Origin of the sequence: Xenorhabdus budapestensis (assembly GCF_002632465.1) — a bacterium.
In the GTDB taxonomy this organism is placed as follows: Bacteria; Pseudomonadota; Gammaproteobacteria; order Enterobacterales; family Enterobacteriaceae; genus Xenorhabdus; species Xenorhabdus budapestensis.
In genome coordinates this window covers 52,473-77,172 of sequence record NZ_NIBS01000016.1, presented here as the reverse complement: position 1 = coordinate 77,172, position 24,700 = coordinate 52,473, and the positions used below count along the sequence as shown (strand labels likewise).

Genomic DNA, 24,700 nt, shown 5'->3' with positions numbered 1-24,700 from the left:
TATCCATTTAATAAATAATATATTGCTTAATTAAAGCACCAAGAAGTATTTTTTTTATTTTGTGACTAACAACAAATAACTGTATATCAGTGTAAAAAAAAGAAAATTTAAATTTATCTAATTGAATTTAAAATAAAAATAAAATTAAATTATTGTAAATCAAATGTTATCAGTGGGTTAAATAAATTCTTGCATTTGATGTTTAGTTATCATTTCATAGAAACTTGCTGGCGAGTTATAGAGATTTTTTTCGATATCTTAATTAATTATTTAAAGATTATTCTGCAACATCCATCTGTTTTGGGAATAACTTAATGCTGCCAGTTATATGAACTCAAATGACCTATTAAATATAAGTATTTTCTGAAAAGTTATTTATTGGATAGCGAATCGGAAGATTTCATTATGTAAAAAAATGGACCTATTCTTATGAAAAAAAACAATACTGTAAAACCTATATTTTTGTGGGTAACATTATTTTGTGGACTATTACCTATTAATGCTTCAATAGCCGATACTGGATATCAAGAACAGGGGCAGAAAAACTCTCCTGAAAGTTGGCTATCAGAGGAATTCAAGCGTCAATGGGGATTAACCGCAATTGGCGCGCATTATGCCTATGCACGTGGTTATACTGGGAAAGGGATTAATGTTGGTGTGCTGGATGAGGCTGTTACTCAGCATTCTGAGTTTACAGGAAAACTTAAGATATTAAGTCCTGAAGATACTTGGAACTATGATGAAAAGAAAAATGGAACGATCATCTTCGGTGCTCACGGTAACCATGTGTCAGGAATTATTGCCGCAAACAGAGACGGCAAAGGGATGCACGGAGTGGCATTTGATTCGGGCTTAATTACAGCAAAATATTTGCAAAATGAGTTCAATCGTACAGAAGCCATGATTCAGAGTAATGTTCGGGTTATCAATAATAGTTGGGGTGTTCGCCCTAGCTATACTACTGATAGCAATGGTAACCCTATAAGATTTCCAAATGGAACAGTAAAATATGATAAAGTCACACTAGACGATGTCATTAAATATGCCACCCCGATTAAAGAAATGTTGGATAAGTTAAGTAAGTCTCCAATCCCAGAGGAAGATTTCTATCCAATATTTGGAACAATCAGATCAGCTTCCTTATTACGTGCAGCACGTCATGATAAATTGGTTGTTTTTGCTGCGGGAAATGCCAACAACTATAACGTCACTTGGTTACATGCAGGGATGCCGTTTTTCTTCCCTGATGTATTAAAGAATTACCTTAGCGTAGCCAACCTGACCAGAGACAATCGAATTAATGTTTCATCAACCAGTTGCGGATATACCGCTAGCTACTGCTTGTCCGCACCAGGAACTAGAATTTACAGTAGCACAGGTGATTTTGTCTCGAAAAATGATGGAAAAATAGACGAAGATGCTTTAAGTAAGGGTGAACTGGGGATTAATCCTATTTATGAGGCTTACACTGGCACATCTATGGCATCCCCGCATGTAGTTGGAGCTGCGGCTGTCTTGATGCAGCGTTTTCCTTATATGACAGCGGGGCAAATCTCTGATGTTCTCAAAACAACTGCTACTGATCTGGGGGAAAAAGGTATTGACCGGCTCTATGGCTGGGGAATGCTGAACCTGAAAGATGCTATTGATGGTCCTAAAATGTTTATCACTGAGAAAGATATTCCCACTGAATTCTATATTCCCGGCTCATATACGGAAACTCAGTTTGTCGCAAATATCCCCGGAATTGGGGGAATAGTGGAAAAAGGTACTACTGTAGAACGGGTATGCGATAGCATTGAGTGTGCCTATGACTATTGGAGTAATGATATCGCAGGTCATGGTGGATTGACTAAAACCGGTAAAGGAATACTTGAACTTGCTGGTAAAAATAGCACTTATAAAGGGCCAACTTGGGTAGAACAAGGCCAGTTGCAAATTAGTGGCTCTATAATTTCTGATGTCACTGTGCAAAATGATGCAATACTGAGTGGAAGTGGTACTGTTGGCTCACTTATGGTCAATACCAGTGCCAATATTGCACCAGGCAATTTAAATTCAATCGGAATACTGAATGTTGATCGTAATGTTACTTTCCAGGAAGGTTCACGTTATCTGGTTGAAGTTGCACCAAATACCCAAGGACGCAGTGATCGTATTTCCAGCAACGGTTCAGCGGTATTGAAAGGTGGAGCTGTACAGGTCACGTTAGAAAACAACAGCAACTTACTCTCAAAACATGAGGTTCGTAGCCTGCTTGGTCAGCAATACAATATTTTACAGGCAAACCGTGGTATCAATGGTCAATTTACTACCGTTGCACCTAACTATTTGTTCGTTGGTACTCATCTTAACTACCAACCTAATAGCGTGATGTTAGATATAAAACGTAATTCCACTACATTCGCCAGTATGGGTAAAACCGCTAATGAACGTGCGATAGCCAATGCTGCTGATAAGCTGAATCTGGGTCATCCGGTTTATGAGAGTATCTTAATGTCTGATACGCCTGCTCAGGCTCGCCAGGCATTCCAACAATTGTCTTCTGGACAGATCCATGCTGATATCGCTGCTGCACAAGTCAATAGCAGCCGTTATCTGCGCGATACGTTGAATACACGCTTACGTCAGGCAGATGGCGGAGCCACTAATCAGGATATCAAAGCAGATAAAAATGGTGTTTGGGCGCAAATCACCAGCAACTGGCAACGCGCCGATAATACCAGTGAAGTCAACGGTTATCGTATGTCTAATTATGGTGTGTTACTGGGCGCAGACAAAGAGTTGACGAATGACTGGCGTATCGGTATGGCTACTGGTTATACCCGCTCTTCTCTGCGGGGTGGCTATAATACTTCAGCCGACAGCAACAATTTCCATCTGGCATTATATGCTAGCAAGCAGTTGAATGCTCTGGCATTACGCACTGGTATGGCCTATAGCTGGCATCGTTTTGATACAGAACGTTCGGTTGCTTTTGGCAGTCAGTCCGACAATCTGAAAGCCAAATATGGCGCACAAACCGGGCAGATATTTACTGAAGCAGCTTATAGTGTTAATGCTCCTTGGTTGAATCTGGAACCATTCGCCAACTTGTCTCACGTTAATTTCCGCAATGGTGGTATTAATGAGAAAGGTGGTGCTGCGGCATTAACTGGCGAAAAACAATCGAAAAATGCCACTCTCTCTACATTAGGTTTACGCGTTGACCAAAAATGGCAGACGCAAAATCAAATTACTGTCGGTATTTATGGTGAATTGGGTTGGCAACATCAATTTGGCAATGTTGATCGTGGTAGTAAATTAAGTTTCAGCAATAGCAATGCAGCATTTACTATCAACAGTGTCTCAGCAGCGCGTGACGCCGCTGTCATCAAAGCGGGTACAGCATTGAGCATTAATGAAAATGCTAAATTATCTCTGGGATATAACGGTGTCTTATCAGGCAATCACAAAGATAACGGTGTATTCTTCAATGCCAACTGGAAATTCTGATCAATTAAAACCCTATAAAAAACAAACTCATTGCTGGCAATAGCTGGCAGTGAGTTTTTCTTTTCTTCTTCATTTGATGGTTTTGTATCCACGGCAACACAAGATAGTTAAATAGAGCTTATGCATTATGAGTCGGATAATAACTATCGAGTCATCTACATAACCTAAAGGAGGAAAATTATGACTTATCGTAATGCTCTGTTAGTTAGTTTGTTTTCTATCACAGCAAGTTCAAATGCTTTAGCTTTAAATAATACATCTATTGATTTTGCTGAATCTAATAATAATGGTGCTCCATTAATGAAATCAACCGATCCTGGTGCTAATAAATTCAGAACTGTCGGTAAATTTGTGGGAGGAGCAAACTGCACTGCGACCCTGATTGCTGGTGAAAATGAACCAAACCCAGAGACTCCGGCCTTGATACTAACAGCAGGACACTGTGTTAATAGCAATGTAGGAACAAATGAAGTGAGCGTTGATCGGCCAGTAGAAATGGATTATTGGCAATATACTCCGGATTATTTCATCGACAAAAAAGACAACTTTTCACCAATAAAAATTGACCGTATTCTGTATTCAACGATGAAACACCAAGATATCGCTGTCTTACAATTGAAGGCCACTTATGGTGATCTGGCTAAGAAAGGCTATCATCCTTTGAAGCTGAAGAAAAACCTGAAGATGAAACATCAGCCTATCGTGTTGACTCATATTCCTGTTAATAATGTTGATTACAATTTTGCTTACCTTAGAAAGTCTGAATGTGATATTACCGGAAAATCACCATTATTGTATGAAAGTTCTGCGCCATGGATTTGGTCTCCGGTCTTCTCTGTTAACTGTGCTGGTGTAGTTGGCGGAACATCTGGCTCCCCTGTTTTTGAAAAAGGTAAAACAGAGGTTATTGGTGTTCTTAATACAACCACAACACCGGGTATGACCGGTTGTGGACTCGGCAGACCTTGTACTGTCGAAAACAATAAAGGTGTTTCAGAAGAAGGAGCCAGCTATTTCATTCCTGTAGATACCATTGCTAATGCAATAACTAAGGACAACAAACTGGATCTATCTAAACTGGAAAATAATAGCGGTGACATTTTAGAAAGAAGTCTGCTGTGGTCACCTTGGATTACTCAAAGTGTTGTTGACGGAGAGAAAGCAAAATGGGATGTCATTATCAAAGAAGGTGCTAATGTCAAAAATATCCGCTATAAAACAGGGTTGATCAGCGAAGTGGATTGTACAAATGAAGCAGGATATAGCGCTCCAGTTTCAGCCAGCAAGAATCTATTGAAAAACATGTTACTGCCTGAAAAAGACGGCATTTATAAACTCTGTGTTATCCATCAGAATAACAATGGTCAATGGCAAAAAACAAAAGATGCCTCAGTGATGTTGCGAGAAATTGATAATGTTCCACCATCAATCAAACCAATTATCCATAAAAATGACCATGGGAGTGACAACTGGTATGTAACTGTTAAAGCTCAACAATATGAACTCATGGGTGTTCAAGTGAAATATGGCCCTAAAGCAACAACTAACTGTGATGATAAATCAGGTTACGGCTTTGCCTGGAGACCTATAGCTCTGGCGAAATCTGAAGCTCCATGGCGTGTATGTGCATATGGTCAAGATATGGCAAAAAATGATAGCCTAATTAGTGTACTTGATATTGAAGCAACTGCTGCTAAATAAATAAACAACCCCACTGCCAGTAATCGCTGGCAGTGAATCTCCTTTTTCAAACTCAGAACCTTTCTCTCTCCTTAATACAAGCCATTTTGTCTATTTCTATCCAATCCTATTTTCTATCAGAGGAGGCTTGAATATGCCATCACGTATTATTTTGCCTATAGTTTCACCGCTAATTTTACCGATATTCTCATTTGCTGTATTTTTCATCGGTGCAACAGAGTTTATGCTATCTCCCATGCTCAAACCATTGGCCGAAGCATTTGAAACAACAACAGATAAAGCGGCCTGGTTGGTATCCAGTTATGCCCTCGCTTACGCACTTTCAGCACCGATTTTTGGTTGGTTATCAGATCGAATAAGTCGATATAAATTGTTACTGGCATCTTTGCTGTTTCTTTCACTTGATGGGTTGGCATTGACTATAACCCCCAATTTAGAAATTGCTATCGGATTGCGTATTTTCGGAGGTATTGCTTCGGCTGCTCTGATCCCAACTATTTTTGCACTGGTTGCAGATATTTTCCCTCTCCATAAACAAACCTCAGCAATGGGAATAGTTATGCTTGGCATGACTGCGGGTATTGCGGTCGGCCCTGTCTTCGCAGGAGTATTAACAGAAATTTTTAACTGGCGGATACCATTTTTGATGAGTGCGATCGGATGTATTTTGCTTTTTATTTTAAGCAGAAATGTTTTAAGCCGAAAATTGCCTTTAAACCTGAAAAGGAACTCCTTCCAAAATCATCGAATAGGAAAAACAGAAATCACATTTCAATGGATATACCAGGAGAATTTAATCTGTCCTCTTATCGCAAAAGGGTTTTGGAATGGTACGGCAGTATCTGCTTTTATATTGACCGGAGAAGTATTAAGACGACATTATGATTTAGAAACAGACGCAGTTGGTATCTCTGTTTCTGCATTTGGCATCGGGCTTGGTTTGGGGAATCTGTCTGTATATTTTGTGAAGCGTTTACGGATCCGGGAAGAATGCATGCTACTGTTGGCAGTAATAACACTTTTCGCGGCCAGTTCTGCATTTATGCTATTGCCATTGTCCTTGTTCTTTAGCCTTAGTTGCCTGATGTTATGGGGATGTGCACTTGGTCTTGCAGCTCCTGTCAGCACTTCTATTTTGGCAAATCGAGCAAAACGGAACAAAGGCCAAATATTGGCAGTATCTGAAAGCTTGAATAATCTGGCGATTCTATTTTTACTCCCCATTGCGACTATGCAACTAACCCAGCACGGTATCGCAACCGCGATGATAATACTGGGAAGCTGCTTGATAATAGCTATTGGGCTGATATTGAGAGATTTTTTAGTGACAGCGTCACTAAATCGAAACCAATAAACGTAATAAAAGGCTTTGGTTAATTCCAAAGCCTTTTGACAATGATAAGGAGTTAATGAACTTATCCAACTTCAGGTAACATTCCGGTCACAATACCTATTTGAATAGAAATTACTGCGATCCCACAAAGGAATACCAAAACCAATGCAGGCGTTCCGCCGAAGACCCGATATTGGCATATATTTTTTTGGCGAACCTTAAAAATCAAAATACTAGGTAATAACAGAGCAAGGATTGATAACGCAATAGCAGCATATCCCAACGCCATGACGAATCCCTTTGGATAAAACAGAGCAAACACTAATGGAGGTGCAAATGTCAGCAATCCGGTTTGTAAGCGCCCTGCTACATTATCCTGACGTTTGAAAAGATCTGCCAGAAAATCAAATAACCCGAGCGTGACGCCCAAAAAAGAAGTTGCCAATGCCAGATTAGCGAATATTTGCACTGAAAATTCTGTTTTTGGCGATGTAACTACATCACGAATCGAGAGGATCAATCCATCTAATCCGGATTTTTCAGCTAGAATTCCCAATAATGTTGTTGAATCAAGGCTTCCTAATGTAGCTAACTGCCAAAGGATATAAGCCATCAGAGGAATTGCACTACCGATAATAAATATCCATCGTAATTTGCGAATATCACCTTTCATATATCGTACAATGCTCGGTACGCTGCCATGAAAGCCAAATGAAGTGAAAACAACAGGAACAGCAGATAAAATAAGACCTTGCTCAATAGGCATGGATAATAAATTTACATGCTGAATGTGTGGAAGCATCAAACCAAGCATCAATACCAGAAAGATAATTTTGGCGCTAAACAATATCCTGTTTATAAAATCGACAGAGCTAGTGCCAATACAGACAATCCCACCACCAATTAAGGTGAATAAAAGTACTCCAACAGCACCATGAAATGAAGCACCTAACCATTTATTAATGTTGGCAGTAAGCAAATCACCTGCCCCACTGATATAAGCCGCAGTTAGGGCGTACAACAGAAACATCATACTGAAACCAGCAATGATTTTTCCATATTTCCCAAGATAACGATAAGCTAGTGTTCCCAAACCGGTATCGAATGATTCATACTGATAAGCTTCAACCAGCAATAATGCGGTATAACTCATCAAAATCCATATTCCAACCAGCATAACAAAACTAACACTGAAACCGATACCAGATGCAGCCAGTGGCATTGCCAGCATACCTGCTCCGATCGTTGTCCCAGCGACAATAAAAATACTTCCCAGGGTACGATTTTTCATACCTATATCCCTTTAGTATCAACTAAGAAATGAAGTATCAAAATCTAATCTTTGATGTAATTGTTTTTCTTTTTCATCAACAATTTGAGTCAGTTTTTTAACAAAAATAGATTTTAGTTGCTCCCAATATTCTTCAAAGTGTTCTTTATTGCGCAGGCAATGTGTCATTACGGCTGCCCGCAATACATATATATGATGCACTTCTTTCCATTCACTATAACTAAAACCACATTGTTCAGCGTAATACCTAGGGGTATCACCATACTCTTTGTAATCCAGTATTGTTGATGATGTGAGAAGATCGTTGGTATAAGCACGTCCGTTGGAATATGAACATAGTTCATAGATCCGTTTGTTGAGAATGTTGTGGTTCAGAAGGCTGGTATTTCCGACTTCCTTGAAAGAAAAATTAATCATATGAAAGTCAGGTGTTGGCATGATATGCATTTCAAATTGATATTTCCCAACCTTTATTGGTTGCACATTGGTTATTTTATCCAATAATCGATTGGCAGTGACGATCCCGGCAGCGATCACTTTGCCATACCCATTAATGTTCAGAGGTAATAATCTATGAGCTGCCCACAAAGCTGCGGCTGTTGCTCCTGCTTTTGAGCCTTCCATAATAGAGGCACCCAATATTCCTCGATTACTGGTTGGTGAATCGCTGTGAACATCACTATCTTCAAAGACATAAGCAGCATGGGAAGAAATCAAATCAAGAATTTGTTTATTCTTCATACAGATAGCACCTGCCGAATATTGAATGAACCCCATCTTATGGGGGTCAACAGTAATCGAATCGACGTGTTTCAGTGCCTTGAAACTCTGATAGACTCCCGGTTTAGGCCAGTTAATATTTTCAGGGATCAGACCGAGTTCGTGATGATGCTTAACTAATTCATCATATTCCATAAATTTTCCCTGCTCATTCAGCAGCAAAGAGCAGGCATAACCTGCATAGGCTGCATCAACATGGATGTAGAACGATGCCCCATAACGTTCTTCACATTCCTGTCTCAACTTTATTACTTCATCAATGCGATCAATTGCTCCTACTTCCGTTGTACCTACCACAGCAATCATTGCCAAAATAGCTTCTCCTTTCTCAATAAGAGAAAACGTAATTTCACGCATCTTGGCAACATCAGTCTGGTAATGTTCATTAACAGGCAATGGAATAATATTTTCTTGTCCAATACCAAAAATATCGGCTGCTTTTATCCAAGAGTAATGCTTAGACTGTGGTACTAGTAGTTTACCTAAAATTTCCGGTTTAACGCCTATGCCACGACATGTCATATCGCGTATTTCATTAAATACGCCCTGCTTTTTTAACTCACTAATTAAATCAATGACTTCTGTTGTTGGAATATTCATTAATTGTTTTTGAGACTTGTGACTGAGCAGATTTTTGGTTTCGGGATGTTGGGAGATAGCTAAAGATAGTGTTTTTAAGTTTCTGGCAACCCAAAGACCCTCATAGTTAGCCACTGTTCCTCCTGAGGTGATGTGTCCCCAGGCTTGTTGTGAGTCATAGCCAAACATTTGGCAGAGATCTAACCCGGATTCAAGCTCAAGATCTGTTGTAGTTGGTGATGCTTCATAAGAACAGTTATTCGGGTTATACATCATCGCCATGACATAAGCGAGATTAGAAACCATCAAAGTGTCAGCATTAATGTGTCCAAGATAACGGGGAGAAAAGAAAGGAATGGAGGTGTTTTTTAGTTTTGCCGATAACTGATTTAATATTCCTTCTGTCCGATACAATGTTTCTCTGTAGTTATGCTCATAGCGATCAATTGACGTAACCAGGGCGGAATCTTCAGGATGAAAACCTGAACGCCAATGCATATGCTCACTGACCGCATAATCCATCATTTCCCTGAAAAACACAGCATTTTCTGACTTTGGACCTAAAAATAGAGCATCTACATTTAAGTTAGAATTAAGTGGCTTAGTCATAATCACAATATCCTCGATTGTTCATTATTCTTTATTAGCTATTTATTCATTAACTAAGTCGAGCTATGAACACAGATATAAAACATATGATTTGAAATATTAATAATAAGTTAATAAATACTTTAAATTTGTGCGCTGGCACAAAGAAATGATAAAGAGAAGGTAGTGTTTTGGGGATAGCTTGCAAACACAAAACCATGAATATATTGTGGTTTTTTGCACATAAAATCAGTGACGGTAGCCCATTTTTTATTGTGCAGATCAGAAGAAACGGAGGATATAGTTTTATGATGATATTAATAATTACATATCGCACATGATAAAGAAAATATACTGATTAATAATTTCAGCAACAAACATAATGACTGTACCCGACAGAATAGGACAACCTGTACGGATGCGTGTTCTGTATCGCCCTTTCCATAATGTGTATGCCCAGATCGCCATAGCAATAATGTATAAACACCATGTTATCATTCTGAAACCGAATACACTTTTGAAATTAAGTTCAGGTTGATGGGGAAAAATGGTGTTTTTTCCTTCATTTTCCAATGCTGTCTCTACTAACCACCCCATGTATGCTGGTTGTTCAATCAATCGCATTGTCACACTGATAAAAACAATAATCAGTGCTGACATAATAAGTTTGGTAGGAATTTTGTCTCGCATCAGTTTTCTGCCCGACTGACTAATAAATGACAAAGCCAGTGCTGGCCCCAACGTAAATACTGCGCCATAGAACAAAAAATAAGTGTTAATATTTGTCCAGGTGATCATGGTACTATCCAAATAAATACTGACCATATAGTGAATATCAGTTAAGCCAATAATACCGATCCCCGCCATAACATATACATGTCCCCGCTTGGTGACCAAAACAAAAAGTGTATATAAACTCAATGTACCAAAGTAGATGGCAGCAAATGTTGTTTCTATATTTATCCACTCCCGCTGATGTATTATGTTATGTAATTGTAATAAACGATATACACTGAATGGATATTCCATAATATCCAAAGAAGATAGCAACCCTATGCCAGACAGTATACTACTGATTACTAGGGCTATGCGGACAGGCACAGCCGTTGATTGTTGCCCTGCGTTTGTTTTCTGATTAAAACAATAAACATAAAGTGCACTCATCAGTACTAGGCCAATAGAACTTTGCACTATCATTGTAAATGCAATTAACAGCCATTCACTCATGCTAATCCATCCATTTATCTGTAAACCCACCTTTATCGTCAATACACTACCGTCAACCCAACATTATATTATTAATATAATTTTAGTTTTATTGGTGTGTTATATTGAGTGTGCAGAATTTTACGCAAGTTAAGCCTTAATCACAGCAAAATTTCATTTTTTTCTTCGTCAATAGATTAACAAAAAAATCAGGCTCTTATCAGAGCCACCTAAATATGTTAAATTGACGAACATCAATCATTTCTAACGAGCACTTCCTATGGTTCCAGAAAAACGCATTATTAGGCGGATTCAATCAGGTGGTTGTGTAATCCACTGTCAGGATTGCAGCATTAACCAACTATGCATTCCTTTCACCTTAAACGAACATGAACTCGATCAGCTTGATAATATCATTGAGCGTAAAAAACCTATCCAAAAAGGGCAAACCCTTTTTAAAGCGGGTGACACATTAAAATCGCTTTATGCTATCCGTTCTGGAACCATCAAAAGCTATACAATCACTGAAGAAGGTGATGAGCAAATCACGGGGTTCCATCTTGCTGGGGATTTAGTCGGATTTGATGCCATAATCAACACAGAGCACCCTAGTTTTGCTCAGGCATTGGAAACTTCAATGGTATGCGAAATTCCATTTGAAACATTAGATGATCTTTCCGGAAAAATGCCAAATCTCCGCCAGCAGATGATGCGTTTAATGAGTGGTGAAATTAAAGGTGATCAGGAGATGATCCTCTTATTATCCAAAAAGAATGCAGAAGAAAGGCTGGCGGCATTTGTTTATAATTTGTCCCGCCGTTTTGCACAACGTGGTTTTTCCCCCCGTGAATTCCGTCTGACTATGACACGTGGTGATATCGGTAATTATCTCGGTTTGACAGTTGAAACTATCAGCCGTCTGCTTGGACGTTTTCAGAAAAATGGCATTTTAAGTGTTAAAGGAAAGTATATCACTGTAGAAAACATAGAGAAATTAACTGAACTAGCAGGTAAAGCTCACCTAAATGTGATATAAAGTTATCTCAAAATTTAAGCCAGATCACTATATTTTGCTGATCTGGTACTCTCCTACCCTGTTATAGTTGTCTATATTAGTTTATCTTTCTGTCCGAAAGGCACATCCAGCCTCTGCGAGGTATTAATATGGCAAACTACCAAAACCTCTTAGTTGCAATTGATCCGAATCAGGATGATCAGCCAGCATTAAGACGTGCGGTATATATCGTGCAACGTAATGGTGGCCGGATTAAGGCTTTCTTGCCCATTTATGATCTCTCATATGATATGACCACGTTACTTTCTCCCGAAGAAAGAAAAGCTATGCGTAAAGGTGTTATTAGTCAACGGGTTGCTTGGATAAAACAACAAGCGCATTACTACCTTGAATCAGGAATTGATATTGAAATCAAGGTAGTTTGGCATAATCGTTTTTATGAAGCGATCATTCAGGAAGTTATTTCTGGAGAGCATGATTTGCTATTGAAGATGGCACATCAGCATTCTCTATTAGAGTCTATAATTTTTACACCGCTAGACTGGCATTTATTGCGTAAATGCCCTTGTCCTGTCTGGATGGTAAAAGACCAGATATGGCCAGAAAAAGGATCAGCCGTTGTTGCGGTGAATTTATCAAACAAAGAATCCTATCATAATGAACTCAACCTGAAATTAGTTCGTGAAACACAAGAACTTGCTAACAGAATTGTAAAAGAACCTCTTATCCATCTTGTCAGTGCCTACCCCGCTGCTCCTTTAAACATTGCAACAGACCTGCCTGATTTTGATCCCAATGTATATAATCGGGCATTACGTGGTCAACATTTAGTCGCAATGAAAGAACTACGACAGAAATTTTGTATTAGCGAAGAACAAACACATGTTCAGGAAGGTTTGCCGGAAAAAGTCATTCCTGAAATTTGCGAGGAGATTAATGCTGGTGTGGTTGTTTTAGGCATTCTTGGACGTACAGGTTTATCTGCTGCATTTCTTGGTAATACTGCAGAATATGTTATAGACCGGTTAAAATGCGATCTACTGGCAATTAAACCTGATGGTTTCGTTTGTCCGATTGATGTGGATGAATAATAATCAATAATGATTCGAGAGTTTGCCCGAAATAGGATTTATTCAAATATCGGGCAAACTATGATTACTAAATCAAAAATTCAAATTCCTGGCCGCATTTCTCAGGCGTTCATCTCCACGCCGATCATACTTTTGAGTTGTCGTAATACTTGAGTGTCCCATTGCATCTTTAACAGTCACAATATCTTCGCCATTATCCAACATAGCTGAGGCAAAGGTTCTACGTAGATCGTGAGGGGCAAATTTTTCTATTCCGCTTTCAATCCTGCGAGTTTCCAATATATGATAAATAGCCTGATCGGAAAGGCGGTTTTCTGTTACATCATCATGCCGTCGGATACGAGTAAATAATGGCCCGGCATGATCTCCCCGAACTTCATCAACCCAACGATTCAATCGTCTCCATGTTCCTTCCGGCATATATGACAAACGTTCTTTGTTTCCTTTCCCCATTACTCTTAATGCTTGTTCACGATAAATGATGTGTTTCAGATCTAGTAAGACAATTTCTGAACGGCGCAGACCGCAACCTACCAGAATGCCGATAATGGCTGCATCGCGTAAACCTTTTGTACTGAGATCGTTTTCACAGATATAAAATAAGGTCTTAATTTCATAACGCTCAAGCGCCCGCCCTTTGGGTAAGCGATTTCCTCTGACAGAACGTACTTGCTTAATATGTTGAAAATTATCTGTGTCAAGTTGTTTCATTGTCCAGGCTTCTAATGCAACTCCTTTCAATGCAGAAAGATAAGTATTAATCGTTGCAGGTGCTTTGCCTGAATCAGAGAGCATCTCCATAATGGCCTGAATATGATGGCGCCGTAGATTACTCCATAAACAATCCCGCACATTTTGGTAACCCAACATTTTTGCCACAATATTAAGAAATGACTGCATAGTTTGGCGACTTCGTTTTGACCCAAGACTGACAAGATATGCAATGGCAGGATTGTCATATATCTGATGACCAGATGCAGACAATGACATAACCATTCCCTGCTTTTGATAGCCGTTGGAATTTTGTTGCTCACCAGAAAGCACAATCAGTGAGTTTTTCTCCCCTTTATTTTTATCGTTCTTATCATCTTTATGGCGCATAACTACCCCCTGACTCCAATGTCTGTTGATCGCGCTAAGTAAAAATTGGGACTTATGCTCACACTATCTTATTGTTCGAATCTTACTTTTTCAAATGTATATTTTAATAAGTAAAGGAATTATGACAAAAATAATTCACCTTAATTTTGTTGTGAACGGACAATAAAAATAGTCGAAAATGCGTTTGCCATAATCAAATATTCTCGTTCAATAACAATAACATAATATAAATTGGCGCGAAATTACGCCAGCACGTTGGCACTGGCGTTTGTCATTATCTGGTTACCAATATGGGTTGAGTAAATGATGAATACAAAACGTCAATAGGCCCTGGTTGCAGGTCAAAAAAATTCTGTTACTGTAAAGTAAGGAAGAAACAGGGGAACGAGATATATGCCATCAAATAATTGCACTCCTCGGCATGGTTTGCATAACAAAATCGGATTGCTCTATACACTCCTTTCAGTTAGCGCCATAGCAGGTGCCTCACTCAGTGCTTCTGTAAATTCCGCATGGATTTGGCTCCATTATCTGACTAAGCCCACCGCTACAGCACTATTAGTGTTTTGGATTCTGTTGATCCGCGCACCTATCTCAATGCATTATCGCAACGCCATTGCTTTTGGGCTTGCATTTGCCGTAGGGGGTGATTTTTTTTTGATGTTACCGCAAGACTATTTTTTGGCCGGACTATTTTGCTTCCTGCTCACACATTGCGCTTACATTTATGCTCTATGTTGCGACAGTATTTATATTCCTGATATTAAAAACCACTATTTCAGTTTAAAATTTATAATTATTCGTACGGTTTTCATTATATTTGCAGTCTTTATCATATTTGTAGTAATCGCATTATTAATAGTCATCGGGCTGTGGAATAATCTACCTGACAGCATGAAAATTCCGGTTGCCATCTATGCTACGATTTTGGCTCTCATGGCTGGGTTAGCGGTTAATAGAGCAATTATTTATCCATTTAAAAGCCCGACGCTTCCAGCACAACATGCAGCAAATACTGCCGCTCTTGGAAGTATCTTTTTTGCTATCAGCGATAGCATGCTTGCTTATGGACGTTTTTACTTTGAAACTCCGTTAAGTCCGCTCTTGGTACTCGGCACTTATTATATAGCTCAATGGTGTTTTGCCAGCTCTGTGCGGAGGAGTGATCAATGACAGAATTAATCAACACCAAATTTGACGCACTGCGCCAAGCATGGGAACAGAATCGACCTGATGAATACCAACGTCGGGATGATCTGTTGTGCTTACGAGCAAATTTTAAAGCCAGCCTGAATGAAATGGTGGAAGCAGTTTCCTACGATTTCGGCCATCGCTCTAGCCACGAGAGCATACTGGCAGAAGCAATAACTGTGTTGAAGGAAATTGATCTTTGTCTGCGGTATCTTAAAAAATGGATAAAACCACAAAGACGCAAGGCTGGATGGCAGTTGTGGCCGGCAACGGCTGAAATACGCTATGTACCGCTTGGAGTTGTTGGCATCATGGCGCCGTGGAACTATCCGGTTAATTTGACTCTCACACCATTAATAGCAGCTCTTGCCGCAGGTAATCATGTATTTATCAAACCTTCAGAACATACGCCGCATACCAATGCCTATTTAGAAAAACTTCTAAGCAAAATTTTTCCTGAAAACCGTGTCAGTATTGCACAAGGCGGAGCAGATTTTGCGGCCGCTTTTTCTGCCTTACCCTTTGATCACCTGTTTTTCACTGGCTCCAGGGCGATCGGTAAAAAAGTAATGGCCGCTGCCGCACAAAACCTCACTCCCGTTACGCTGGAACTTGGCGGCAAGTCTCCAGCACTGATTGCCCCCGATGCCGATCTGAAAAAAGCGGCTGCCCGTATTATAACCGGAAAGCTTTTCAATTCTGGACAAACCTGCATAGCACCCGATTACGTATTATTGCCGGAAAGCGTAATTGAGTCGTTTATTGCAGAGGTTAAGGAACAGATTTCGCAACGCTATCCCCAACCAAACAACTTTCCAGACTATACAAGCATTATCAATAACAACCAATATCAACGTCTTATTAAATTGCTTGAAGATGCAACCATACGTGGTCATCAGATCATTCCGCTTATGCCTCTTATTGATCCGAGACAAGCGCTTAAGCAACGTGTTCTCGTTCCTACGCTAGTTCTAAACCCTGATGACGACAGTGCCATCATGCAGGAAGAAATTTTCGGGCCACTGATACCGATTAAAACCTACCGCTCTTATGATGAAGCAATCCATTATATTGCAAGCCGTGATCGCCCATTGGCCTTTTATTGTTTCAGTAAAAATAACAAGCAAATTGAGGCCGCTTTGTTGCACATCGTCGCAGGTAGCATTTGCATCAATGACACGCTGTATCAATTTGCATGTACAAGCTTACCCTTTGGTGGCGTAGGTTCGAGCGGTATGGGGCAATATCACGGCTATGAAGGCTTTAAAACCTTTTCCAAAGCCATGCCTATTTTGCGCAAATACAATCTGGCACTGACAGATCAGCTACGTCCTCCCTATGGTAAGCGTGTTAATATGATTATCCGCTTTCTCACACGATAATAAATCATTAAAACATGTTATCAGGTAATTACAGAATAATATTTTCCCTGCACTCATCACTCATGGTTGCAAGAATACAAAAACATTTTAACTCACTTTTCTAATGTTATTATCTGCCCAAGTATTGTTCGCAAAATAAGTACATTTATGGATGTATTTAATTCAATCTATTTAGAAACGATTATTATTAAATTCAAGGCATTGAAAAAACATACTGCCGTTTTTGGATCTTTATATAATTTAAAAAAATTAATAGGAACTATGAATAATAACGTAAGCAGACCGGACAGTGATCAAGTCGTCATTGGTGTTGATGTCGGTACAGGCAGTGCCCGTGCCGGTATTTTTGATATGAATGGGAAAATGCTGGCATCAGCCAAACACGATATAACACTTTATCGTGATAGTGCTAATTATCGTGATAGTAAAAATAGTGCTAATTTTGTTGAGCAATCCAGTCGTGAAATCTGGGATGCGGTCTGCTATTGCGTCAGAGAGGCGATGTCGCGCTCTGAAAGCACACCGCAACAAGTTGCCGGTATCGGTTTTGATGCCACCTGCTCATTGGTTGTGTTAGGTAAAGATATGGAACCGATTTCTGTCAGCCTGAGTGAAGATCCGAACCGCAATATCATTGTCTGGATGGATCACCGGGCGACAGCACAGGCAGAACGCATCAACGCATTAAGTCATTCAGTGCTTAACTATGTCGGCGGTAAAATTTCCCCCGAAATGGAAACACCGAAAATTCTCTGGCTGAAAGAAAATCGCCGCAAAACCTTTGATGACACATGGCAATTCTTTGATCTGGCCGATTTTCTGACCTGGAAATCCACCGGATCTCTTTCCCGCTCTACCTGTACCGTGACCTGTAAATGGACCTATCTTGCGCACAAAAAACGTTGGGAGGCGGATTACTTCCGGCAAATCGGTCTGTCTGAACTTGCAGATGAAAACTTTACCCGTATCGGACAGAGCATTGTCGAACCGGGAACACCTTGTGGTCAGGGGCTGACAGAAGACGCCGCACAACGGATGGGCTTACTGGCAGGTACACCAGTCGCCGCTGGTATGATTGATGCTCACGCAGGTGGTATCGGTACTGTTGGTGTCAACGGTGATGCGACCCGTAACATGGCTTATGTGTTCGGCACCTCTTCCTGCACGATGACGACAACTCAGGAACCGATATTTATACCCGGTGTCTGGGGCCCCTACTTCTCTGCGATGATCCCCGGTATGTGGCTGAATGAAGGCGGGCAAAGCGCAGCGGGAGCGGCAATCGACCAACTGTTGTCTTTGCACCCTGCCGCACTGGAAGCCAAAGCAATGGCAAAAGAGAAAGGCATATCTCTGCCGATTTTTTTAGCTGATATGGCTATGAGAAAAACGCAATCTGCCTCCCAGGCTGTCGAACTGGCAGAAGGTATTCATGTCGTTCCTGAGTTTCTGGGGAACCGTGCTCCTTTTGCCGATCCTCACGCTCGAGCGGTCATTGCCGGATTGGGTATGGAAAACAGTCTCAATAATCTGCTTTCTCTTTATATCGCCGGTGTGTGCGGTATCGGTTACGGGCTACGACAAATTATCGAGGCACAGGCGAAATCAGGGGCAATAATTGAAAATATTGTCATCAGTGGCGGTGCAGGTCAGCATCCTTTCGTCCGCCAGTTACTTGCAGATACCTGCGGTGTAACGGTGGTTGCGACTCAAGCCAGTGAACCTGTTCTGCTCGGTTCCGCCATTCTGGGGTCGGTGGCCGGTGGCATTTTTGCGAGTGTCAGACAGGCAATGGCGCACTTTTCTGCCATTGACCGCACATACCAGCCAAATGAGATCTATCGCGAACGCCATAACATCCGTTTTACATCATTTCAATGCCTCCAGCAGTGTGCCAGAGAGCTTAAAGGCTAAGTCCATAGCTTCGACTAAAAATATTTTTCTAGCTGTATTTGTACTTCGTTTTTATCGTAACTGTATTGCCAGCTTATATTGCTACGATTGTGCAAGTGGCGGAAAGTGACAGAAGGTGTCATCCCCAAGATTTTGCTGGCAGGAAATTTAAAGGAAGCGGTATAGATCTGTTCATTATCTTGACGTTTGGCACCCAGTAATGCGCTGTAGGCGCCAAAACGTTGCGTTTTCAATGTAGCAAACAGCGAGCCATCAATGCCGGAATAAAGTGACCCGGCTATCCCCGCAGTAACCCCCCATTGTTGATAACGAGCTGCTGGTTGTTGATTGTTTCGATAGCTCCAGCCAGTGCCGCCAAACAGAATAAAATCGTTGCCGATGGCATGGGAGAGATTGAAATAAGATGAGGAAAGTTTGATCAGAGATAGCCCATTGCCATTCTATTTTGGCAGCGACAGCATGGTATTCGGTAATCCCGGCTTGTTGTTGATATTCACACAAGGGGGCAAAAGATAAGTCATGATTCCTGCTTTTAAAGTTGTAGCCACTGACCAACAAAAACGTGTTTTCGTTATCCGTTATGGTAATGAGGATAGACCTCACCATCAATCATTCCGCGACCAAAAATGCCGTGGTGACCAACAAGCTGGTAGCGCCGGCTTAATGTAACATGATAAGCACTGCCCCATTCCTTAATCGCTTTTGGTATCTCCCGTTCAATTTTACACTCGCCTTTTGAGACAAGCAGGCAGTCCGGTTTCATATTTGGAGACATATTTATATTATTGTTATAGATATAACTGAGTGAAAACGAACTGCGCCAGCGGTTTCTTTGGGTTATTGCTTTTATATAATCATCTATGTTCTTCAAAACGGTTGCGGGTAATTGATGCTGTTTACTTAATTCATCCATTATCTGTTTGGCTTCCCGGTTTTTGTGATCCTCAAAATAGACACGGGCTAATTCCAATTTGATACGGGTGAAATTCGGTTTTTGATACAGGATCTTTTGATAGAGGGAAGCTGCGAGAGTTAAATTCCCCTCATGACGTGCCAGCCCACCTTGGGCAAAATTGACCAACATAACATCATGCCCCGGCAATTTTTGGTAAACCGATAAAAAGCGTCTTACATCTGACCATTGCTGATAATTAATGGCAAGGTACAGCGCTTGACCGATATCCTTAAGATTGTTTTCAATCTTAAATTCTTGCCCATGAATCTTTGTCGGTTTACCAAAAACAATCGACGAAATGTTACCCTTTGGCGAAATCGCATTTGATATATCATTGGCGTAGCCTGTTGAAAAAAGGAGTGATGTCAGTAGTGACACGAGTAATATTATCGCTGAAACATTATTAGAGGATTTCTATCCACCATCAGAACAAATGTTGATTGCTGTCCGCGCGGATGGACGACTCAATTACATTCTTAATCAATTGAACCCATCACCCAATAGAGAAGGAACAGAGGATAATATGACACAGCATAAAGAAAAATTTGATGGTTTGGCTAAAGGTTATGATCGCTACCGTCCTCGTTACCCGCAGGCACTTTTCCGGGAAATTTGTCACTGGCTGCCCAAAGACAGGACACTGTCTTACGTTTATCCGGCCAACATTCTGTCCGAGCATTAAACGCCTGCAAAGTGGCAAATCCCGCATAGTTATTGACGACACTGTAGGCCCCTTGTTGGAAGTGAAAAGACCACATAGCAGTGATAGGTAGTTTTAGTAATTTAGTTATCATCACGCCTAAAACCCCTTGATGGGCAACTATTAGTTGATTTTTCCGGGCAGTATTAGAACAAGAAATAGCAGCAGGCAGCTCCTCAGTGTATTTCTCCACCCGCGCTGAAAAATGCCGGAATGGCTCTCCCCCGGTTGGACAACCATTTTGCCAATCCGCCAACCAATGTAACCAAGCCTGTGGCTCTTCGTTAGCAATATCTGTGTGATGACGCAGTTCCCATGCGCCAAAATCCAACTCATTGAGGCAGTGGTCACTTTGTATGGTTAATTTAGATATATTTGATTGCGCAATGATTTGGGCTGTTTGTTGTGCCCTTTGCATTTCACTACAGTGGATAGATTGAAAAGTGATGTTTTTCAGTGCATCAGCGACTTGCTGTCCCTGCTGTATCCCAATTTCAGTTAAAGGTAAATCGGTTTTGCCACAAAAGACACCATCAATATTGGCTTGTGTCTGCCCATGTCGAACAAGAAACAATCGCATCTGATTATTCTCTCCTTGTTGGTTTTGTCTTTTGCCGTCAACGTTTATTACTTTCAACATCATGGCATGACTTCACTGGATTTGTGTCCATACATTAACTGGTAAATCCGCGCGATATCCAGATGCTCGCGCATACTGGCAGCCAATATATTAAATTGTTTTTCTTTGTGCTGGAGGTAATTAAAAGCCATATTTTCTAGTGGAGCGAAACCTTTTCTTATCCGCAGTTGATTTAATAACGGGCGGGTAAACGTGTTTTGATCAAATAAACCATGCAGGTAACTTCCCATTACCAAGCCATCTTGTGCAACAGCTCCGTCAAACCACGTTTTTTCTTCACCATTGTGTAAATGCATTTTGGCGAAAGGCATTGCCTGCTTACCAAGCCGGGTAGTTCCCATATGGATCTCATAGCCCACAATAGGTTGTTCGCTGCATAATTTCAGCATACCTGATAACACAGGTGACACGACTCCCCTGACCTGTGCGGTCTGTTTTTCGCTACTAAATTCTGTTTCAGTATCCAATAAACCTAAACCTGCCATTTGGGTTAAGCCGGATTCCACTCCATCCACAATCTGCTTACCCAACATTTGATAGCCACCACAGATCCCGATAATCGGCACATTTTTCTGCTGGGCTGTGATAATTTCCTGCTCAAAGCCCTGAGTTTTCAACCATGCCAAATCTCCTAACGTATTCTTGCTACCGGGCAGAATAATAAGATCGGCGCCCTGAAGTTCAGAAGGCTCGGAGACATAACGCAAATGCACATCCGGTTGAGCCGCCAGTGCATTGAAATCGGTGAAATTAGCAATATGAGGGTATTGGATGACAACAATATCCAGACAATCTGCTGTTTTTCGCTTCTGTTGGTCATATTTACCCACCTGCAAAGCGACGCTGTCTTCATCTTCCAGATCAAGATCCAGCCACGGCAATACTCCCAATATTGGTACTTGTGTTAAGGCTTCAATCTGCTCAATTCCTGATTGCAACAAAGATATATCACCGCGAAATTTATTAATGATGACACCCTTGATGCGGGCTTTTTCCTCGGGTTTAAGTAAAGCTAATGTGCCGTAGATGGATGCGAATACTCCGCCACGATCAATATCCGCCACCAAAATGACCGGGGCATCCACTAATTCGGCCATTCCCATATTGACGATATCGCGATCACGCAGATTGATCTCTGCCGGACTGCCCGCCCCTTCTAATACTATGATATCCGTTTCTGCTGCTAACCCGTTATATGCCATCAAAATCTGCTGAAGCAATTGGGGTTTATGCTCGTGATATTCCACCGCGTTCATGCTGCACATGACTTTCCCCATAAAAATCACCTGAGCCTTGCGATCGCTAGTGGGTTTCAGCAATACAGGATTCATACGCACATCCGGCGCAATTCCGGCTGCTTCCGCCTGAAATATCTGTGCTCGTCCCATCTCTTTGCCATCTGCGGTAATCCCGGAATTAAGCGCCATATTCTGAGATTTAAAGGGAGTGCAACGATAACCATCCTGTGAAAATATCCGGCAAAATCCTGCTACCAGCACACTTTTGCCTACATCCGACGCCGTGCCCTGAACCATCAGCGATAATGTCATTCTATTTTCTCCCTTATGCTAAGTGACTTGTTTCGCAATAATTTGTTTCGCAATAATAGAAAAAAGTTCCTGCTCTGTCTTACACAGAGGCAATCCGCCTTCAGTGTGGGGCGTTATTCCACTTTTCACCCTATGTTTCTTTCACTCTATGTTCCTAACCTCTAATATCTTCAATTCATGTTCTTGATTCATATAATTCATGCGTATCATTCATAAATGAAATTCACCCTGATATAACTTAAGTTCCAATGCCACACTCATTTGCTGATAACGACTCATCACCCGCGCAAACAACATGCTGATCAACATTGCCAATGATCGGTAACCTGTTCGCAAAGAGCGATAACCGAACCGCAGTGATTGCGCATGATGAATCGCTACCGCTTCCTCTAAAAAGATAAAAATAAAGCGCCACACAGTGCCAGTAAGACTTTCCAGTTGCTCTCCTCTTGTACAATTTGACGTAACCTTACCAGCCCTGCCGCCAGAAAAGGCAGAAAAGCCAGCCACCATGCCACAGCCCACATTGGAGGCAAAAAACCCTCCATGACATGCATAGCGAAAACTTCTTGCGGTGCCATCACCAAAAACAGTGCGATAATTGCCAGTTTTTATTAATCAAAATCGTTGAAAAATAAGACAATTCCTGCCTGCATTCTTTTTCACTGAGAGACAATGTGGTGAGATCGCGCCAACATTGCTCAGTCGGTAAAGTGGCGTCAGCCATCATCAGTGCATGTTCTAAGAGATTGTGACGTTGTAACAGATCACGGATCAGGGGAAAACGCGAATAGACTTTCATCAAGACAAGACAGTCGTGATTGAGCAATGCTTGCTCCAGAACTGCTTCAGAAGCGGTACAGGAAATAACAGCTAATGTTTGATCTTCCATTGCCAGCGGCATCATACTGGCAGCGGCAATGGCAGAAAATGAACTGATCCCTGGTACTATTTCCAGCCATGAAGGTGCCGTCCATGCAGGAGAGATCATCTGTTCCGATACCAGCCGCTGCAAAAGAAATACCCATGTACTAAACAGCATCGGATCGCCCAAAGTGATAAAACCGACTTTCCTGCCATTCGCCACTTCCTCTTTTAAAGCCTGTGCGACTTCATCCCACACCGCTTTTTTTGCCGCCATGTCTGCTTTCATTAAAAAGTGATAAGTGAAAACTTCGGTTTTCGGCGAAAGGTATTCTGCAATAATGGAGTGAGCAAGGCTTTTGGCTCCTTTCTTTCCCGTTGGGGTATAAACCACATCAAGTTCAGAAAGAATACGTACTGCCCGTACAGTAACCAGGTCACTGGCACCCGGGCCAACGCCCATAACATACAGTTTTCCTGCGGTTGCTTGTTTATCCTTTGCTTGTTCGTTCATATGGCTTTCTCCTGATCACTCAGCGCGTCAGTAAGGTGATCGACAAACATCTGCCGAATCATCGGGTTTTCTCCCAATCCCTGTAACCAGGGAACAGCGATTATTCCGGCTTTCTCCAACTGTGATTTCCAGGAGTCTTCTTCATCTGAAGCCATATCATTGATGGCATGATCGCCTGCCACCAGCATCAATGGCATCAGATAAACTTTACGGATTTTCTGCTCTTTTAATCCTTTTATGACCAAAGGAAGTTCGGGATAGCTTTCAACCGCGCCTACCCGCGCCGGAAAATGGTAATGGTTCATCAGGTGATCAAGACAGGCGTAGGCAGAAAAAGCATGGTGCGCTGTACCGTGTCCCATAAAGACGACACATTCATTCGCTGCCAGCAAAGGGAGCTGATGGCGCAGTGCCTGCATCAATTGCAAGTAGTCATCAAAATGGCTGAGTAACGGTGTACCTAACACCAAGCGCTTAAAACGAGGGCGAAATTTTTCAACTTCACGCAGCACTTTTTCATACTCATCGCCATTAATGATATGCAGGCATTGAACAGCAACATCGTTATAACCTGCGTGATGCAATCTGGTCAGCGCATCATGGGGAGTATCAATATAAATGCTATCGCGCTGGCGCAATTTTCGAATGATCATGCCAGAGGTAAATGCCCGCAATAGATCCCTGTCTGGAAACACTGATGCCAGCTGTTGCTCACAGGCTTCAATATTGTTTTTCAACGTTTCGGGATAACTGGTTCCGAAACTAATCACCAATAATGCCTTTTTCATTTCGCTTTTCCTTATTGGTCTA

General features: G+C 41.3%; 19 protein-coding genes and 3 pseudogenes. 9 read left to right on the top strand and 13 right to left on the bottom strand.

The window, feature by feature from the left end; translation table 11 throughout:
• Positions 1 to 429 precede the first annotated feature (429 nt).
• The 3 genes from Xbud_RS13785 (at position 430) to Xbud_RS13775 (ending at position 6,550) form a co-directional block, all read left to right on the top strand.
• Positions 430 to 3,495, top strand: coding sequence for an autotransporter domain-containing protein (locus Xbud_RS13785; protein WP_099136597.1), 3,066 nt, complete (start codon positions 430 to 432; stop codon positions 3,493 to 3,495).
• A gap of 180 nt (positions 3,496 to 3,675) precedes the next feature.
• On the top strand, positions 3,676 to 5,196 hold the full coding sequence (locus tag Xbud_RS13780) for a trypsin-like serine peptidase (RefSeq protein ID WP_099136596.1): 1,521 nt from the start codon (positions 3,676 to 3,678) through the stop codon (positions 5,194 to 5,196).
• Positions 5,197 to 5,329: 133 nt separating this feature from the next.
• On the top strand, positions 5,330 to 6,550 hold the full coding sequence (locus Xbud_RS13775; protein ID WP_099136595.1) for an MFS transporter: 1,221 nt from the start codon (positions 5,330 to 5,332) through the stop codon (positions 6,548 to 6,550).
• A 61-nt stretch (positions 6,551 to 6,611) separates the two neighbouring features.
• On the opposite strand, the gene tyrP is transcribed toward Xbud_RS13775, so the two are convergent.
• The 3 genes from tyrP to Xbud_RS13760 all read right to left on the bottom strand — a co-directional run bounded on the left by tyrP (position 6,612) and on the right by Xbud_RS13760 (position 10,994).
• Entirely contained in the window at positions 6,612 to 7,820 is a 1,209-nt protein-coding gene (gene tyrP, locus Xbud_RS13770) for a tyrosine transporter TyrP (protein WP_099136594.1), read from the bottom strand.
• 18 nt (positions 7,821 to 7,838) lie between these two features.
• Complete coding sequence (locus Xbud_RS13765) at positions 7,839 to 9,788, bottom strand: pyridoxal phosphate-dependent decarboxylase family protein (protein WP_099136593.1); 1,950 nt, start codon at positions 9,786 to 9,788, stop codon at positions 7,839 to 7,841.
• Positions 9,789 to 10,091: 303 nt separating this feature from the next.
• Positions 10,092 to 10,994 (bottom strand): dimethyl sulfoxide reductase anchor subunit family protein, encoded by a 903-nt coding sequence (locus Xbud_RS13760; RefSeq protein ID WP_099136592.1) that lies wholly within the window; start codon positions 10,992 to 10,994, stop codon positions 10,092 to 10,094.
• A 259-nt stretch (positions 10,995 to 11,253) separates the two neighbouring features.
• Here Xbud_RS13760 and Xbud_RS13755 point away from each other — a divergent pair, with 259 nt between their 5' ends.
• Together Xbud_RS13755 and uspE are read left to right on the top strand one after the other, a co-directional pair.
• Entirely contained in the window at positions 11,254 to 12,009 is a 756-nt protein-coding gene (locus Xbud_RS13755) for a fumarate/nitrate reduction transcriptional regulator Fnr (protein ID WP_099136591.1), read from the top strand.
• A 128-nt stretch (positions 12,010 to 12,137) separates the two neighbouring features.
• Positions 12,138 to 13,079, top strand: a complete 942-nt coding sequence (gene uspE / locus Xbud_RS13750; protein ID WP_099136590.1) for a universal stress protein UspE — start codon at positions 12,138 to 12,140, stop codon at positions 13,077 to 13,079.
• A gap of 72 nt (positions 13,080 to 13,151) precedes the next feature.
• On the opposite strand, the gene Xbud_RS13745 is transcribed toward uspE, so the two are convergent.
• A complete protein-coding gene (locus Xbud_RS13745; RefSeq protein WP_416778706.1) occupies positions 13,152 to 14,069 on the bottom strand; it encodes a tyrosine-type recombinase/integrase in 918 nt (305 codons plus the stop codon).
• 279 nt (positions 14,070 to 14,348) lie between these two features.
• On the opposite strand from Xbud_RS13745, the pseudogene Xbud_RS20205 reads away from it, so the two are divergent.
• The 4 genes and pseudogenes from Xbud_RS20205 to Xbud_RS13725 form a co-directional block, all read left to right on the top strand.
• Positions 14,349 to 14,483, top strand: a pseudogene (locus Xbud_RS20205) (IS5/IS1182 family transposase); the annotation flags it as partial.
• Positions 14,484 to 14,573: 90 nt separating this feature from the next.
• Entirely contained in the window at positions 14,574 to 15,353 is a 780-nt protein-coding gene (locus Xbud_RS13735; protein ID WP_099136588.1) for a lysoplasmalogenase, read from the top strand.
• A complete protein-coding gene (locus Xbud_RS13730) occupies positions 15,350 to 16,753 on the top strand; it encodes a coniferyl aldehyde dehydrogenase (RefSeq protein WP_099136587.1) in 1,404 nt (467 codons plus the stop codon). Before Xbud_RS13735 ends, Xbud_RS13730 begins: the two co-directional genes overlap by 4 nt.
• 261 nt (positions 16,754 to 17,014) lie before the next feature.
• Positions 17,015 to 18,667: an FGGY-family carbohydrate kinase gene (locus tag Xbud_RS13725; protein WP_099136617.1), complete on the top strand. Its 1,653-nt coding sequence runs from the start codon at positions 17,015 to 17,017 to the stop codon at positions 18,665 to 18,667.
• 14 nt (positions 18,668 to 18,681) lie between these two features.
• Here the strand turns inward: Xbud_RS13725 and Xbud_RS20610 are convergent, their stop codons facing one another.
• From Xbud_RS20610 to cbiK, 9 genes and pseudogenes are all read right to left on the bottom strand, one after another.
• Complete coding sequence (locus Xbud_RS20610; protein WP_244589965.1) at positions 18,682 to 19,029, bottom strand: surface lipoprotein assembly modifier; 348 nt, start codon at positions 19,027 to 19,029, stop codon at positions 18,682 to 18,684.
• Positions 18,920 to 19,273, bottom strand: coding sequence for a hypothetical protein (locus tag Xbud_RS20605; protein ID WP_244589960.1), 354 nt, complete (start codon positions 19,271 to 19,273; stop codon positions 18,920 to 18,922). The genes Xbud_RS20610 and Xbud_RS20605 overlap by 110 nt, the downstream gene beginning before the upstream one ends.
• Positions 19,239 to 20,000, bottom strand: coding sequence for a porin family protein (locus tag Xbud_RS20600; RefSeq protein WP_244589959.1), 762 nt, complete (start codon positions 19,998 to 20,000; stop codon positions 19,239 to 19,241). The genes Xbud_RS20605 and Xbud_RS20600 overlap by 35 nt, the downstream gene beginning before the upstream one ends.
• A gap of 179 nt (positions 20,001 to 20,179) precedes the next feature.
• Positions 20,180 to 20,902, bottom strand: coding sequence for an adenosylcobalamin/alpha-ribazole phosphatase (locus Xbud_RS13710; protein WP_099136616.1), 723 nt, complete (start codon positions 20,900 to 20,902; stop codon positions 20,180 to 20,182).
• 59 nt (positions 20,903 to 20,961) lie between these two features.
• Positions 20,962 to 22,512 (bottom strand): cobyric acid synthase, encoded by a 1,551-nt coding sequence (locus Xbud_RS13705; RefSeq protein WP_099136586.1) that lies wholly within the window; start codon positions 22,510 to 22,512, stop codon positions 20,962 to 20,964.
• A 210-nt stretch (positions 22,513 to 22,722) separates the two neighbouring features.
• Positions 22,723 to 22,926: pseudogene (locus Xbud_RS20595) on the bottom strand (CbiQ family ECF transporter T component); the annotation flags it as partial.
• Positions 22,920 to 23,093, bottom strand: a pseudogene (locus Xbud_RS20590) (energy-coupling factor ABC transporter permease); the annotation flags it as partial. The pseudogenes Xbud_RS20595 and Xbud_RS20590, both read right to left, overlap by 7 nt.
• Positions 23,093 to 23,890, bottom strand: coding sequence for a cobalt-factor II C(20)-methyltransferase (locus tag Xbud_RS13690; protein WP_099136585.1), 798 nt, complete (start codon positions 23,888 to 23,890; stop codon positions 23,093 to 23,095). The pseudogene Xbud_RS20590 and the gene Xbud_RS13690, both read right to left, overlap by 1 nt.
• On the bottom strand, positions 23,887 to 24,678 hold the full coding sequence (gene cbiK / locus Xbud_RS13685) for a sirohydrochlorin cobaltochelatase (protein ID WP_099136584.1): 792 nt from the start codon (positions 24,676 to 24,678) through the stop codon (positions 23,887 to 23,889). The genes Xbud_RS13690 and cbiK overlap by 4 nt, the downstream gene beginning before the upstream one ends.
• Between the last annotated feature and the right edge of the window lie 22 nt (positions 24,679 to 24,700).

What these genes read in the sequence shown, in the direction of transcription:
- Xbud_RS13785 (WP_099136597.1), top strand. Translation starts at nt 430, where the DNA reads ATGAAAAAAAACAATACTGTAAAACCTATATTTTTGTGGGTAACATTA.
- Xbud_RS13780 (WP_099136596.1), top strand. Translation starts at nt 3,676, where the DNA reads ATGACTTATCGTAATGCTCTGTTAGTTAGTTTGTTTTCTATCACAGCA.
- Xbud_RS13775 (WP_099136595.1), top strand. Translation starts at nt 5,330, where the DNA reads ATGCCATCACGTATTATTTTGCCTATAGTTTCACCGCTAATTTTACCG.
- tyrP (WP_099136594.1), bottom strand. Translation starts at nt 7,820, where the DNA reads ATGAAAAATCGTACCCTGGGAAGTATTTTTATTGTCGCTGGGACAACG.
- Xbud_RS13765 (WP_099136593.1), bottom strand. Translation starts at nt 9,788, where the DNA reads ATGACTAAGCCACTTAATTCTAACTTAAATGTAGATGCTCTATTTTTA.
- Xbud_RS13760 (WP_099136592.1), bottom strand. Translation starts at nt 10,994, where the DNA reads ATGAGTGAATGGCTGTTAATTGCATTTACAATGATAGTGCAAAGTTCT.
- Xbud_RS13755 (WP_099136591.1), top strand. Translation starts at nt 11,254, where the DNA reads ATGGTTCCAGAAAAACGCATTATTAGGCGGATTCAATCAGGTGGTTGT.
- uspE (WP_099136590.1), top strand. Translation starts at nt 12,138, where the DNA reads ATGGCAAACTACCAAAACCTCTTAGTTGCAATTGATCCGAATCAGGAT.
- Xbud_RS13745 (WP_416778706.1), bottom strand. Translation starts at nt 14,069, where the DNA reads ATGTCATTGTCTGCATCTGGTCATCAGATATATGACAATCCTGCCATT.
- Xbud_RS13735 (WP_099136588.1), top strand. Translation starts at nt 14,574, where the DNA reads ATGCCATCAAATAATTGCACTCCTCGGCATGGTTTGCATAACAAAATC.
- Xbud_RS13730 (WP_099136587.1), top strand. Translation starts at nt 15,350, where the DNA reads ATGACAGAATTAATCAACACCAAATTTGACGCACTGCGCCAAGCATGG.
- Xbud_RS13725 (WP_099136617.1), top strand. Translation starts at nt 17,015, where the DNA reads ATGAATAATAACGTAAGCAGACCGGACAGTGATCAAGTCGTCATTGGT.
- Xbud_RS20605 (WP_244589960.1), bottom strand. Translation starts at nt 19,273, where the DNA reads ATGGTGAGGTCTATCCTCATTACCATAACGGATAACGAAAACACGTTT.
- Xbud_RS13710 (WP_099136616.1), bottom strand. Translation starts at nt 20,902, where the DNA reads ATGCGATTGTTTCTTGTTCGACATGGGCAGACACAAGCCAATATTGAT.
- Xbud_RS13705 (WP_099136586.1), bottom strand. Translation starts at nt 22,512, where the DNA reads ATGACATTATCGCTGATGGTTCAGGGCACGGCGTCGGATGTAGGCAAA.
- Xbud_RS13690 (WP_099136585.1), bottom strand. Translation starts at nt 23,890, where the DNA reads ATGAACGAACAAGCAAAGGATAAACAAGCAACCGCAGGAAAACTGTAT.
- cbiK (WP_099136584.1), bottom strand. Translation starts at nt 24,678, where the DNA reads ATGAAAAAGGCATTATTGGTGATTAGTTTCGGAACCAGTTATCCCGAA.